This is a genomic window from Corynebacterium minutissimum (assembly GCF_016889765.1).
Lineage (GTDB): Bacteria > Actinomycetota > Actinomycetes > Mycobacteriales > Mycobacteriaceae > Corynebacterium > Corynebacterium minutissimum_B.
The window spans coordinates 841,343-854,944 of sequence record NZ_CP069533.1; the positions used below are offsets into that span (position 1 = coordinate 841,343).

Annotated in this window: 11 protein-coding genes, 5 tRNA genes and 1 rRNA gene; 5 read left to right on the forward strand and 12 right to left on the reverse strand. The window is 57.2% G+C overall.

From position 1 onward, the window contains the following. Nucleotides 1-268: 268 nt before the first annotated feature. The 3 genes from I6J26_RS03905 to ramA all read right to left on the reverse strand — a co-directional run bounded on the left by I6J26_RS03905 (nt 269) and on the right by ramA (nt 4,491). Nucleotides 269-1,786 (reverse strand): 16S ribosomal RNA (locus tag I6J26_RS03905). Nucleotides 1,787-2,361: 575 nt separating this feature from the next. Further along, the gene (murA, locus tag I6J26_RS03910) at nt 2,362-3,630 is read right to left on the reverse strand and encodes a UDP-N-acetylglucosamine 1-carboxyvinyltransferase (RefSeq protein WP_115024463.1); all 1,269 of its coding nucleotides are present in this window, start codon (nt 3,628-3,630) and stop codon (nt 2,362-2,364) included. Between the two features lie 21 nt (nt 3,631-3,651). Further along, nucleotides 3,652-4,491, reverse strand: coding sequence for an acetate metabolism transcriptional regulator RamA (gene ramA / locus I6J26_RS03915; protein WP_115023434.1), 840 nt, complete (start codon nt 4,489-4,491; stop codon nt 3,652-3,654). Nucleotides 4,492-4,743: 252 nt separating this feature from the next. Here ramA and cysK point away from each other — a divergent pair, with 252 nt between their 5' ends. Together cysK and epsC are read left to right on the forward strand one after the other, a co-directional pair. Beyond that, complete coding sequence (gene cysK / locus I6J26_RS03920; protein WP_181815468.1) at nt 4,744-5,682, forward strand: cysteine synthase A; 939 nt, start codon at nt 4,744-4,746, stop codon at nt 5,680-5,682. Nucleotides 5,683-5,795: 113 nt separating this feature from the next. After that, nucleotides 5,796-6,359 (forward strand): serine O-acetyltransferase EpsC, encoded by a 564-nt coding sequence (epsC, locus tag I6J26_RS03925; protein WP_115023439.1) that lies wholly within the window; start codon nt 5,796-5,798, stop codon nt 6,357-6,359. Here the strand turns inward: epsC and I6J26_RS03930 are convergent. From I6J26_RS03930 to I6J26_RS03950, 5 genes are all read right to left on the reverse strand, one after another. Beyond that, nucleotides 6,356-6,658 carry a GNAT family N-acetyltransferase gene (locus I6J26_RS03930; RefSeq protein WP_115023441.1) on the reverse strand — a complete coding sequence of 101 codons (303 nt, stop codon included), beginning with the start codon at nt 6,656-6,658 and terminating at the stop codon, nt 6,356-6,358. The two genes, epsC and I6J26_RS03930, sit on opposite strands and share 4 nt — an antisense overlap. A 71-nt stretch (nt 6,659-6,729) precedes the next feature. Then, nucleotides 6,730-6,802: transfer RNA gene (locus I6J26_RS03935), tRNA-Phe, on the reverse strand. A gap of 21 nt (nt 6,803-6,823) precedes the next feature. Beyond that, nucleotides 6,824-6,897: transfer RNA gene (locus tag I6J26_RS03940), tRNA-Asp, on the reverse strand. Nucleotides 6,898-7,169: 272 nt separating this feature from the next. Continuing rightward, a tRNA-Asp gene (locus I6J26_RS03945) sits at nt 7,170-7,246 on the reverse strand. A 34-nt stretch (nt 7,247-7,280) separates the two neighbouring features. Next, nucleotides 7,281-7,356 (reverse strand) — tRNA-Glu (locus I6J26_RS03950). A gap of 84 nt (nt 7,357-7,440) precedes the next feature. Between I6J26_RS03950 and I6J26_RS03955 the strand changes: the two genes are divergently transcribed. Next, nucleotides 7,441-7,773, forward strand: coding sequence for a metal-sensitive transcriptional regulator (locus I6J26_RS03955; protein ID WP_115023443.1), 333 nt, complete (start codon nt 7,441-7,443; stop codon nt 7,771-7,773). A gap of 93 nt (nt 7,774-7,866) precedes the next feature. Here the strand turns inward: I6J26_RS03955 and I6J26_RS03960 are convergent. Both I6J26_RS03960 and I6J26_RS03965 read right to left on the reverse strand, forming a co-directional pair. Next, nucleotides 7,867-7,939 (reverse strand) — tRNA-Lys (locus I6J26_RS03960). Between the two features lie 114 nt (nt 7,940-8,053). Beyond that, on the reverse strand, nt 8,054-9,556 hold the full coding sequence (locus I6J26_RS03965) for an acetyl-CoA hydrolase/transferase family protein (protein ID WP_115023446.1): 1,503 nt from the start codon (nt 9,554-9,556) through the stop codon (nt 8,054-8,056). A gap of 214 nt (nt 9,557-9,770) precedes the next feature. On the opposite strand from I6J26_RS03965, the gene dusB reads away from it, so the two are divergent. Both dusB and phoU read left to right on the forward strand, forming a co-directional pair. Beyond that, nucleotides 9,771-10,916, forward strand: a complete 1,146-nt coding sequence (gene dusB, locus I6J26_RS03970; protein WP_115023447.1) for a tRNA dihydrouridine synthase DusB — start codon at nt 9,771-9,773, stop codon at nt 10,914-10,916. Between the two features lie 89 nt (nt 10,917-11,005). Continuing rightward, nucleotides 11,006-11,734, forward strand: a complete 729-nt coding sequence (gene phoU, locus I6J26_RS03975) for a phosphate signaling complex protein PhoU (protein ID WP_115023450.1) — start codon at nt 11,006-11,008, stop codon at nt 11,732-11,734. 120 nt (nt 11,735-11,854) lie between these two features. Here the strand turns inward: phoU and pstB are convergent, their stop codons facing one another. Together pstB and pstA are read right to left on the reverse strand one after the other, a co-directional pair. Next, a complete protein-coding gene (gene pstB / locus I6J26_RS03980) occupies nt 11,855-12,628 on the reverse strand; it encodes a phosphate ABC transporter ATP-binding protein PstB (protein WP_039676499.1) in 774 nt (257 codons plus the stop codon). A gap of 52 nt (nt 12,629-12,680) precedes the next feature. Next, a complete protein-coding gene (pstA, locus tag I6J26_RS03985) occupies nt 12,681-13,592 on the reverse strand; it encodes a phosphate ABC transporter permease PstA (RefSeq protein ID WP_115023452.1) in 912 nt (303 codons plus the stop codon). Between the last annotated feature and the right edge of the window lie 10 nt (nt 13,593-13,602).

Here is a 13,602-nt window from a genome sequence, read left to right on the forward strand (position 1 = left end):
CACAACCACCAAGCAAAAGCCATCGACAGTGTGCTACCAGCATGGGTTGACATCCAGGGGATAATGCCCCAGACACCCAACAATGCACCAACGTACCTTAAAAAATTTCCGTGTTAGTCAATCAACCATCTGGTCAACAATCATTCTGGTTAAGGTGTATCTCCACCCGATTCAAAAAAGGTGGCAGCAAAACAATCGTCTACTCAACCACCACACACACAACAAACAGTGTGCAAACACCAACTGGTGTCTCATTAATGCTCCTTAGAAAGGAGGTGATCCACCCGCACCTTCCGGTACGGGTACCTTGTTACGACTTCGTCCCAATCGCCGATCCCACCTTAGACAGCTCCCTAACAAGTTTGAGCCACTGGCTTCGGGTGTTACCAACTTTCATGACGTGACGGGCGGTGTGTACAAGGCCCGGGAACGTATTCACCGCAGCATTGCTGATCTACGATTACTAGCGACTCCGACTTCATGGGGTCGAGTTGCAGACCCCAATCCGAACTAAGACCGGCTTTCAGCGATTCGCTCCACCTCACAGTGTCGCTGCGCGTTGTACCGACCATTGTAGCATGTGTGAAGCCCTGGACATAAGGGGCATGATGATTTGACGTCATCCCCACCTTCCTCCGAGTTAACCCCGGCAGTCTCTCATGAGTCCCCAACCAAATGCTGGCAACATAAGACAAGGGTTGCGCTCGTTGCGGGACTTAACCCAACATCTCACGACACGAGCTGACGACAACCATGCACCACCTGTACACCAACCACAAGGGAAACTACATCTCTGCAGCGATCTGGTGTATGTCAAGCCCAGGTAAGGTTCTTCGCGTTGCATCGAATTAATCCACATGCTCCGCCGCTTGTGCGGGCCCCCGTCAATTCCTTTGAGTTTTAGCCTTGCGGCCGTACTCCCCAGGCGGGGCGCTTAATGCGTTAGCTACGGCACAGAAGACGTGGAAGCCCCCTACACCTAGCGCCCACCGTTTACGGCATGGACTACCAGGGTATCTAATCCTGTTCGCTACCCATGCTTTCGCTCCTCAGCGTCAGTAACTGCCCAGAGACCTGCCTTCGCCATCGGTGTTCCTCCTGATATCTGCGCATTTCACCGCTACACCAGGAATTCCAGTCTCCCCTACAGCACTCAAGTTATGCCCGTATCGCCTGCACGCCCGGAGTTAAGCCCCGGAATTTCACAGACGACGCGACAAACCACCTACGAGCTCTTTACGCCCAGTAATTCCGGACAACGCTCGCACCCTACGTATTACCGCGGCTGCTGGCACGTAGTTAGCCGGTGCTTCTTATACAGGTACCGTCACAAAAAGCTTCGTCCCTGTCGAAAGGAGTTTACAACCCGAAGGCCGTCATCCCCCACGCGGCGTCGCTGCATCAGGCTTCCGCCCATTGTGCAATATTCCCCACTGCTGCCTCCCGTAGGAGTCTGGGCCGTATCTCAGTCCCAATGTGGCCGTACACCCTCTCAGGCCGGCTACCCGTCGACGCCTTGGTAGGCCATTACCCCACCAACAAGCTGATAGGCCGCGAGCTCATCTTGCACCGAAAAAACTTTCCAACCACCACACTAAAGACGGTTCCTATCCGGTATTAGACCCAGTTTCCCAAGCTTATCCCAGAGTGCAAGGCAGATCACCCACGTGTTACTCACCCGTTCGCCACTCGAGTACCAGTGCAAGCACTGGCCTTTCCGTTCGACTTGCATGTGTTAAGCACGCCGCCAGCGTTCGTCCTGAGCCAGGATCAAACTCTCCACAAAAAAAGGCCGTGAAAAGCCCAAACCTAGACAAAAAGACAAACCAACACAAACAACACCACAACGATGCTGCCTGAACTGGCAAATCCAAAAATTACATAAAGAAAAAACTTCAACCAACCCCCAACCCGACGGGGCACAAAAAGAGGATTGGCCTAGTCAGAAGATTCCATCAATACGCCCAAACAACTTACTGTTATTTACAATGACGCCGCTTGAAAAAGCGCCATCCGGCATACACCAACCACGATACACATACGGCGTACCGCAGCCAAAATGAATAAAATCAACCAACACAAAAAAGTACATTGGCACACTATTGAGTTCTCACACATCATCCGCACACCACAAGAAAATTAACCAAACGTTAACCTCTCGCAAGCGGCTCGAACAACATTACCCAACAAGCCCAACCAAAGTCAAACCCGCCGAACAAACATTGCCCCAACATCTACCACCAGTTAACCAAACGGCTACCTCGCGGCGACTCGAATTAATATACGCACACCACCAACAAACAACAAATCCCCAGGACAACCGTGAGGTTGAACCGGGGAAACGTCGCCAAGCACTGCTCCTTAGTAGAGCTCTTCCTCTTGCGTGCGCTCGATGGTGGCCCCTAGGGCCTGAAGGTTCTCCACGAAGTTCGGGTAGCCGCGATCAATGTGGAAGACGTCGTGGACCGTCGTTGTCTCATCCGCGCATAGTGCAGAAAGGACCAAACCGGCACCGGCTCGAATGTCGGAACTCCAGACATGAGTGGAGGACAATTGTTCCTGACCACGAATGACAACGTGGTGACCGTCCACCTGCGCGTCGGCACCGAGGCGCAGCATCTCATCAACAAAGCGGAAGCGAGACTCGAAGACATTCTCCGTGATGATGGAGGTTCCCTGCGCTACAGAAGAAAGGCCAATGGCGATCGGCTGCAGATCCGTGGGAAAGCCGGGATACGGCAAGGTCTGGTAGTCCACAGCAGTGGGGCGGCGATCCATGCGTACCCGGAATCCGTTGACATAAGCCTCAATCTCCGCGCCGGCGGACTTGAGCTTTTCCAGCGGAAGGTGCAGATGCTTGGGCGCAATACCGCCAACAGTGATGTCACCTCTCGTCATCACCGCTGCATAAGCCCAGGTGCCGGCAACGATGCGATCACCAATGACCTCGTGCTCGGTCGGGTGCAGTTTGTCCACTCCCTTGATGGTGATGGTGGAGGTTCCTTCACCCTCGATGTTGGCGCCCATCTCCTTGAGCATGAGGCACAAGTCGACGATCTCCGGCTCGCGCGCAGCATTGTGGAGCTGCGTTTCGCCCTCCGCAAGGACGGCGGCAGTCAGGATGTTTTCGGTCGCGCCCACAGAGGGAAAGTCAAGCTTGATGCTGGCGCCGCGCAAGTGTTCCGCTTCGGCTACGACCGCGCCGTGTTCAATACGGGTACTCGCACCAAGTTTTTCCAAACCGGATTGGTGCATATCGAGCGGGCGGGAGCCGATGGCATCTCCGCCGGGGAGCGCCACCTTGGCATGCCCACACCGCGAGGTCAATGGGCCAAGCACGCACACCGAAGCGCGGAACTGACGCACCGCGTCGAAGTCAGCGTTGGAGTGGAGCTCGGCGGGCGTCGTAATGCGCACCGTGTGCCCCTCAATCTCCACGGAGCAGCCCAGGCCCTCGAGGACCTTGCGCATCAGGGGGACATCGAGAATCTCAGGACAATTGGTCAGCGTGGTGGTGCCCTCCGCCAACAAGGCCGCAGCCATCAGCTTCAGCACACTATTTTTGGCACCGTCCACCTTGACGGTGCCCTGTAGGCGCGCCCCACCGGAGACAATAAACTGGTCTTTCACGCCCACCCAACTTACCTACAATCAGGGCAACGCGCCGATGCGACGTGCTGCATTCACCGCTTCATAACGGGTATGAGCACCGAGTTTGCGCATCACAGAGCGCAAATAAGACTTCACAGTCTCGGCGCCGATCCCCATTTCCTCGGCCGCTTCCACGTTGGTATGGCCGAGTGCCACACACGACAGAACATCGAGCTCGCGGGCAGATAGCTTGGTGGACTGCTTGACGCGTACTGGGGACACCATCTGATCACAGAGAGCCTCGAGCTCCTTGCGCAGGCCCTCATCCGAGACGCGGTTTGCCAGCATACGCAGCTTGGAGTGAGTAGAACGTACCTGCTCCCACTCCGCGCCATTCATTACGTGGCCACGCGCGGCTCCACCCTTTCCACTGTCAGCACGGCGGAGGGCTGAATTCACCGCAAGGTCCTGCTCCAGGCAACGAGCGGTCATGGTGACTTCTTCAATAACCTTGTCACCCAAACGCACCGGCGAGTGGACACCGACATAGAGGACACCGCGAATCTCTCGCTGGACAGTGACCGGCACCGCAACGATGGAGTGAAGACCTTCATCCTGGATATAACGGTCATTCTCATGACTAATCGTCGTGGCGCGGGTGTAGTCAGAAACACCGACGGCACGACGCGTGCTCACCACGCGTCCACCGACACCCACGTTGGCGTCAATCACGAGGTTCTGTAGCGCCGGCGTGCGCAAACCTACCCACTGGGTAATCTGCAAACGATTATCCGGCAATAGGGTTCCGTACATAGTGACGGGAATACCCGTAGCAGTCTTCAACGACGACAGTGCTGCGCGTACGGCCTCGTCGTCATCCTTGAGTCGATGCGGCTCCATGAGACTCTCTCTTACTCGGGGGTAACCAGCAGGTGCACCCATATTCCCCGCTGAGAACGGGGGTAGGTGAACACTGTTTGTGAAGTATAACCGGCCGACGGGGGTAATTCTAAATCGCGCCACACAGCTCACAGTCAGGGAATCCCACATTTCATGCCCGAATGATCTGTTCAGACTTTATATACCACTTTGTCTACTAGCGGAGTGTAAGGTGTCTGCTGTACGTCAGAACTTATTTCCAAAGGAGTCCACATCGTGGCTGTCTACAACAACATTCTGGAAACCATCGGCGGCACCCCGCTCGTCCGCCTCAACCGTCTTACCGAGGGCCTCGGCGCCGAGGTGCTGGTGAAGGTCGAGTCCTTTAACCCGGCAAACTCCGTGAAGGACCGCATCGCCAAGGCGATTGTCGACGCCGCCGTAGAATCCGGCCAGCTCAAGCCTGGCGGCACCATCGTTGAGGCCACCTCCGGCAACACCGGTATTGGCTTGGCACTCGTCGGTGCTGCACAGGGCTACAAGGTCATCCTGACCATGCCGGAAACCATGTCCAACGAACGTAAGGTTCTGCTCCGCGCTTACGGTGCTGAGATCGTTCTTACCCCGGGCGCTGCCGGCATGAAGGGTGCCGTCGAGAAGGCGAACGAGATTATCGCCGAGACCCCGAACGCTATCCTGGCTTCCCAGTTCGCAAACGAGGCCAACCCGAAGATCCACGAGCAGACCACTGGCCCGGAAATCTGGAAGGACGCCGAGGGCAAGGTCGACGCTTTCGTTGCCGGCGTGGGCACCGGCGGCACCGTAACCGGCGTTGGCCGTTACCTGCGCTCCCAGAACGCCGACACCTATCTCGTTGCCGTCGAGCCGTCCGACTCCCCTGTTCTCTCCGAAGGCAAGGCTGGCCCGCACAAGATTCAGGGCATTGGCGCCAACTTCGTGCCGGAGGTTCTAGACCGCGAAATCCTTAACGAGGTTCTTACCGCTACCACCGAGGAGTCAGTGTCTACTGCACGCAAGCTCGCTACCGAGGAAGGCCTGCTGGTCGGTATCTCCTCCGGTGCCAACGTCTCCGCTGCTCTGAAGCTGGCTGCTCGTGAGGAATTCAAGGGCAAGACCATCGTGGTAGTTGCTCCGGACTTCGGCGAACGTTACGTCTCCACCATCCTCTTCGAGGACATCCGCGAGGCCTAAAGCAGCCCCTCTTCCCCACTGCGCCCATACGCACAGCGAGGAAACCACCACCCAGCGAATAAAAGCGCCCTATTTCCCCAGGGCGCTTTTCCTTTATAGATAGGATGGTTCGCATGCACATCTTAAAGATGATCCGCGAGGACCTCGCCAATGCCCGCGAGCACGACCCAGCCGCCCGCGGTGACGTGGAGAATGCCGTGGTCTACTCCGGTCTCCACGCTATTTGGTCACACCGCCTTTCCCACCGTATGTGGAAGCGCGGCTGGCGCAGCCCCGCCCGTATCTTGGCGCAGCTGAATCGCTTCTTTACAGGCGTGGAAATCCACCCCGGGGCCACCATTGGACGCCGCTTCTTCATCGACCACGGCATGGGAATCGTCATCGGTGAGACAGCAGAAATCGGCGATGGCGTCATGCTTTATCACGGAGTCACACTCGGCGGCCAGGTGCTCACACAAACCAAGCGCCACCCCACTATTGAAGACAACGTGACCATTGGCGCCGGCGCCAAGGTCCTGGGCCCTATCACCATCGGCGAAGGCTCCGCAGTGGGTGCTAACGCCGTGGTAACTAAAGATGTGCCTCCGAACCACATCGCTACCGGTATCCCAGCTAAAAACCGTCCCCGCAAGAAGGACGAGCGCATCAAGCTGGTGGACCCGGATTACTACATCTAGAGGTTGCCCTCACGCGTGGTGAGTGGCTGGTAGTCAGGGTTCTTCTCAATGAACCCTGCCACTGCACTGCATGTAGGGATGACTTGACGGGCTGCCGTCGATTCATCATCTAATGCTGCCTGGATGAGAGTCTTTGACAGGCCCTGCCCCTGGTAGGCATCGTGGATGACGGTGTGGTTGAACTCGCGCGTTGTTGCGGTATCGGCGTACTCGGCGAAGCCTGCTTCTTCCCCATCAACGGTGATAACAAAACGGGATTGATCGGTTTGGTGCGCAGTTGAAGTAGTCATAGTGCCCATTAAACCAAAAGCCGCCTGGGACGAACAGAGACAAAAGAACCCCCTCCATGTTTGGAGGAGGCGTGCTCTTGTGGCCAGAGCCAGGATCGAACTGGCGACCCCACACTTTTCAGGCGTGTGCTCTACCGACTGAGCTATCTGGCCAGAAGCCACAAGTGACTTCGGCGACCCTGACGGGACTTGAACCCGCGACCTCCGCCGTGACAGGGCGGCGCGCTAACCAACTGCGCCACAGGGCCATTTTTAATTATCTCTTGTGCGCTGGGCACGAATAAGTACTCTACACAACGCTTCAGAAAGTCGCCAAATCCCCACGTCAATGTAAGTTTTCAGCCAGCTTTAAACAACGTCATTTCAACCTTGTGATTCGCACTAGACCTATCACTCCTAGCCCTCAAGAACCCCTTCATCTGAAGAACCCGGAGCGGAGACGATGGCGCGACAACAAGAAACGCCCCGAAGCATGTTTTCCAACGATACTTCGGGGCGTGACGGTGTCTTTCACGACACATGGCGACCCTGACGGGACTTGAACCCGCGACCTCCGCCGTGACAGGGCGGCGCGCTAACCAACTGCGCCACAGGGCCTTACGTATTCTCTTATGCACCAACACGAAGGTGTTGGTACCCCCAACGGGATTCGAACCCGTGCCGCCGCCGTGAAAGGGCGGTGTCCTAGGCCGCTAGACGATGGGGGCCCGTTGCCGTTCAGGCAACTTCGTAAAAATATACTGGAGACATCCACTCTTAACCAAATCGCTTTGGCAGAAAGACATAAAACCATGGCTAACCAGCACGATACCTGCTCCTGTCACGAGCCTGGAGTGCACGGCTATAACTCCGATAGCGAACAGAAAGCGAAGTATCTGGCTCGCCTCAAGCGCATTGAAGGGCAGACCCGCGGCATTCACCGCATGATCGATGAGGACCAGTACTGCATTGACATCATTACGCAGATATCGGCAGTGACTTCAGCGCTGGAAAACGTCTCTCTCGCACTCCTTGAGGACCACATTGAGCACTGCGTGGCCGGCGCTGCCACCAAAGACGAGCAAGAGGCCACAGAGAAGCTGGAGGAGGCCATGAGGGCCATTAGGAAACTCGTCAAAAGCTAGCAGAGCTAACGCTCAGCACTGGGGAGCAGCAGAGCAAGATAAACAAGCAAGAAAAGAAAAGAAAAAAGAGCCGCCCAAAGGCGGCTCTTTTTGTGGGCCCTGCGGGGATCGAACCCGCGACCTGCGGATTAAAAGTCCGTAGCTCTACCAGCTGAGCTAAAGGCCCAACGCTCCTACATTGTAGTAGGTGGCCTTCTAGAAAAGAAAATAGCCCTCACCTAGAAGTGAATGAAGCGGTGAGGGCCACTATTCGGCAAGGACTGCCGTGGGGACGAGCGAACTAGCCGCGCATGTCACCCTTCTCCATGAAGTTCACCTGGAACTCGAAGGCGGTCTTCAGATCGTGCGGGGTGTGCTGGAACTTGTTGGCCTTGGCACGCTCGAAGTACTCCTCCAGCAACGGACGGTAGTCCGGGTGAGCCACTGCGATGACCTTCTCAACGCGCTCCTTCGGAGCCAAGCCACGAAGGTCAGCAACGCCATACTCGGTGATGATCACCATGGTGTCGTGCTCAGTGTGGTCGGTGTGGGACACGAACGGCACAACGGCGGAGATGGCGCCGTCCTTGGCCACCGACGGGGACACGAAGGTGGAGATGTAAGCGTTACGGGTGAAGTCACCAGAGCCACCGGTACCGTTCATGATGCGGGAGCCGGAAACGTTGGTGGAGTTAATGTTGCCGTAGATATCGCCCTCAATCATGCCGTTGGAGGAAATCAGGCCGACGCGGCGGATAACCTCCGGGTGGTTGGATACCTGCTGCGGGCGCAGGATGATGTGCTTGGCGTAGCGCTCTGCCTCAGCGTTCATCTTGTCCGCGTACTCCGGGGACAGCGCGAAGGAGGTCGCGGAGGCGACGGTCATCTTGCCGGCATCAATCAGGTCGAGCATGCCGTCCTGAATAACCTCGGTATAAGCCTGGATGTTCTCAAACTTGGAATCCAGCAGGCCAGCCATCACGGCATTCGGGACGTTGCCCACGCCAGACTGCATGATGAACTTGTCATACTCGAGGCGGCCAGCAGCGACCTCACCTTCAAGAAACTCGATGAAGTTCGCAGCAATCTTCTCAGAGACCTCATCCGGAGCCTTAAACGGAGCGTTGCGGTCCGGAGCGTTGGTCTTGACCACAGCCACGACCTTCTCTTCCGGAATCTCAATGTAGGTGGTACCAACGCGGTCAGCCGGCTTAGTGATCGGAATCGGCTGACGGTTCGGCAGCTTCTCAATCTTGTAGATATCGTGCATGCCCTCGAGGTTCTCGGACTGCCACTCGTTGATCTCAATAATGATCTTGTCAGCGGCCTCGATGTACTCGAGGTTGTTGCCCACCGCAGAAGACGGGACGATGTTGCCGTTCTCATCAATACGGACGGCCTCAATAATGGCTACCTGGAAGTCACCATAGAAGCCTTCTTCAACCTGCTGGCCAGAGTGGGAAAGGTGGATGTCTTGATAGAGGGCGGAGCCGTCGTTAAAACGGTTACGCAGAGCCGGGTCCGAGTTGTACGGGGAGCGGAAGCGGATGGCGTTAGCCTCTGCCAGCACACCGTCACAGTCCGGAGCGGTGGAGGCACCGGAGAATACGTCGATCTTAAACTCCTCGCCTGCCTCGTGAGCGGTCTTGGCCTTCTCAGCGATGGCAGTAGGCAGGGCCTTCGGGTAGCCAGCGCCGGTAAAGCCGGAGATACCAACGCGGTCACCATGGTTGACAAACTTTGCAGCCTCGTCGGCGCTCATAACAAGCTTCTCAAACGGTGCGTACGCAATTCTCTCAGACATTAAATCCTCCTATATGTACGAAAAAGGGCCTAGGTTACGGCCCCTTTCACTTAGTTACATACACCACATTAGCGAATGCGTGAAGAGTTTACCGCACTCTTTACAAAACTGTGCACCCCCTCTCTATCCCCGATCCCCACATACGGTCCGCGCTACCTGTGGCAGCGTACGCTCAATTTGCCACCCCACCCTCTCACCGCGCACAATGAGCGACGTGACTCTTGCAATCGGAAATATTCAGCTCAATTCCCCCGTTGTTCTCGCCCCCATGGCCGGCGTGACCAACGTGGCTTTTCGTGTGCTGTGCCGCGAGCAAGAAATCGAAAAGACCGGAACGGTCTCCGGTCTCTACGTCTGTGAAATGGTGACGGCGCGGGCCCTTGTGGAGCGCAACCCGAAGACCATCCACATGACCACCTTCGATCCGCAGGAAAACCCACGCTCCCTGCAGCTGTACACGGTAGATCCGGAGTACACGTATAAGGCAGCGAAAATGATCGTGGATGAGAACCTGGCAGATCACATCGATATGAACTTTGGATGCCCAGTCCCCAAGGTCACGCGTCGCGGTGGTGGTTCTGCCCTGCCGTATAAGCGCCGCCTCTTTGGCAATATCGTGGCGGCGGCAGTCAAAGCCACCGAAGGAACCGATATTCCAGTCACCGTCAAGATGCGCGTAGGCATCGATGACGAGCACCACACGCACCTCGATGCTGGGCGCATTGCGGTGGAGGAAGGGGCGTCGGCAGTCGCACTTCACGGCCGCACCGCTGCGCAACGGTATTCCGGCCATGCGGATTGGAATGAGATTGCACGCCTTAAGGAACATCTTGCTGACACCGGTATCCCGGTGCTGGGCAACGGAGATATCTTCAAGGCCACCGATGCCCACGACATGATGGAGCAGACCGGCTGCGACGGCGTCGTCGTCGGGCGCGGCTGTTTGGGTCGCCCGTGGCTCTTCGCTGAGCTGTCCGCGCACCTGCGCGGCGAAGCAGTTCCTTCTGAGCCCACCCTCGGTGAGGTCACACGCATCATGACGCGCCATGCGGAGCTCTTGGCTCAGCATGAAGGTGAACGCCAGGCCAGCCGCGATATCCGCAAGCACATTGGGTGGTACCTGCGTGGCTTTCCTGTTGGCGGTGAGGTCCGGGCGGGTCTTTCCCGCGTCAATTCCCTTGAGGATCTGCGCGAACTCCTCGCGCCGTGGGCTGACTCACCTGCGCTTGCCGACGACGCCGATGGCGCCCGTGGCCGCCAAGGTTCTCCCGCCAAGGTAGTCCTCCCCGACGGTTGGTTGGATGATCCTGAAGATGACACGGTGCCTGAGGGCGCGGAGCTGATGCATTCCGGCGGATAAGGGCTGCTGGAGTATCACTCCGTGAGATATTTATCGCCCGACTGATTCCTAACGCGCGCTAGACCAAAAGATGAAGTAGTCTAGCAGACATGCGCGCAGCCTATCGTGAACAGCTGGATAATTTTGCCCATGATCTCATCATCATGAGCGATACTGTCCATAATCTTATGACCCTCGCCTCCAAGGCGTTGCTGGAGGGTGCCCTCCAACCGGCCGAGGAGGCCGTCTCGCTGCGCGAAGAACTCGATGAGGTCCGTGCGCGCTGCGAAGACCGCGCTGTGTCCCTACTGGCACTTGAGAACCCCATGGCGAAAGATCTCCGTCAAGTGATTTCTTCCATCTACATCGTGGAGGACTACTACCGCATGGGCCGCTTAGCCCAGCACATTGCCACGAGTGCACGCCGCCGACACCCCGAAATTGTCGTTCCGGCGGACATCCTCGGCTTCTTTGAAGAGTACGCGCGCCTCGTTCTCGATATGTCCCTGGGATTGAAGGATCTCCTCATTACGCGTGACCCAGATCTGGCCCTGCGTCTCACGGATGATGATGATGCGGTCGATGACATCAACCAGCATCTGCTGCGAATCCTTACCCAGCGCGAGTGGAAGGGCACTGTACGCGAGGCGGTGGAAACCTCCCAGCTGTCCCGCTACTACGAGCGCTTCGCCGATCATTGTGCTTCCGCCGCTGGCCGCATCATTTACCTTGCCACCGGCTTGGATCCGGAACGCTATATGCATAAGCGCGACCAGGAACAGCGCGAGGCCGAGCTGGAAGCCCGCATGGCTGAGCTCGAGCGCCAGTTCCACCGTTAATCCCCCGCCGGCTTTCCTGGCAGGCTGAACGCCAGCTTGCTCGAATAAAAAATAACACTGCCCCCTCCTAGACCTTTCAGTCCGGGAAGGGGCAGTCTGCGTGAAGCGAGTCTCTACGGTTTAACCGAAGCGGCCGGAAATGTAGTCCTCAGTCTCCTTCTTGGAAGGATTCTCGAAGATCTTGGTGGTCTCGTCGAACTCCACGAGGTGACCCGGCTTACCGGTGGCCTCGAGGGAGAAGAAGCCCGTCTTATCGGACACACGAGCTGCCTGCTGCATGTTGTGGGTCACGATAACGATGGTGAAGTTCTCCTTCAGCTCGTGGATGAGGTCCTCCACAGCCAGGGTGGAAATCGGGTCGAGAGCGGAGCACGGCTCGTCCATGAGGAGAACCTCCGGCTCCACGGCAATCGCGCGAGCGATGCACAGACGCTGCTGCTGACCACCGGAGAGACCGCCGCCCGGCTTGTCCAGGCGGTCCTTCACCTCGTCCCACAGGTTTGCGCCGCGCAGGGACTTCTCTGCAACTTCCTTGAGCTTCTTCTTGTTTTTTTCGCCAGACAGCTTCAGGCCGGCAACCACATTGTCCTCGATGGACATGGTCGGGAACGGGTTTGCCTTCTGGAAGACCATGCCGATGGTGTTACGCACGGATACCGGGTCAACCTTGGAGTCATAGATGTTCTGACCGTCCAGGAGGATTTCACCCTTGACGTAGGCACCGGGAATAACCTCGTGCATACGGTTCAGGGTGCGCAGAACGGTGGACTTACCGCAGCCGGACGGGCCAATGAACGCGGTGACGGCCTTGGCAGGGATCTGCATGTTGACGTTCTGCACGGCGTGGAAGTCGCCGTAGTAGATGTTCACGTCATTGAGCGCGAGCTTAGACATTAGGGAGTTTCTCCTCTTAAGAATGTATGGCGGAATCGAGTGTTACGGCGATCTATTTCTTGACCGAGAACTTCGCGGAGATGATACGGGCCGCGATGTTGAGGATGGCGATGAGGATAACCAGCGTCAGCGCTGCACCCCAGAGCTTATCCAGGACAGCCGGTTGTGCGCCGGCCTTGTACATATCCAGCATCATCAGCGGCAGCGAAGACTGCGAGCCCTTGAACGCGTCCCAGTTGATGATGGAGGAGGAACCAACAAGGACCAGCACCGGAGAAGACTCACCCATCACACGCGCAATTGCGAGCATGATACCGGTAACGATGCCGGACAGTGCGGTCGGCAGGACAATTCTAGCGATGGTCTTCCACTTCGGAACACCCAGCGCATAGGAGGCCTCACGCAGGTCCATGGGAACCACGCGGAGCATCTCCTCAGTGTTTCGCACGACGATAGGAATCATCAGCAGCACCAAGGAAAGCGCCACGGCGAAACCAGAGCGGCCAAAGCCGAAGAGCGTAATCCACATAGCGAAGATAAACAGCGCGGCAACGATGGACGGCACACCGGACAGGATGTCCACCATGAAGGTGGTGATACGGCCGAGCCAGCCGCCCTTGGAGTACTCCACCAAGTAGATAGCGGTAAAGATACCGATCGGGATGGAGATGATGGAGGCCAAGATGGTCTGGATGAAGGTACCAATGATGGCGTGAGCAGCACCGCCGCCCTCAGCACTGTTCATGATGCCGCGCTGGGACGCGGTCCACCAATCGGCGCTGAAGATGATGCCGCTGCCGCGGGCAAAGAGTTCCCACAGAACCCATACCAGAGGGACCATGGCGAGAATCATGGCTGCCCACACCACGACGGTGGCAATGGTGTTGGTGGCCTTTCGGGAAGCCGAAATATCAAGGAAGGTAGCGCCTGCGGAGGCAGGCTTGGCGTTTGCAGTAGTAGTCATTGTGTCCTCC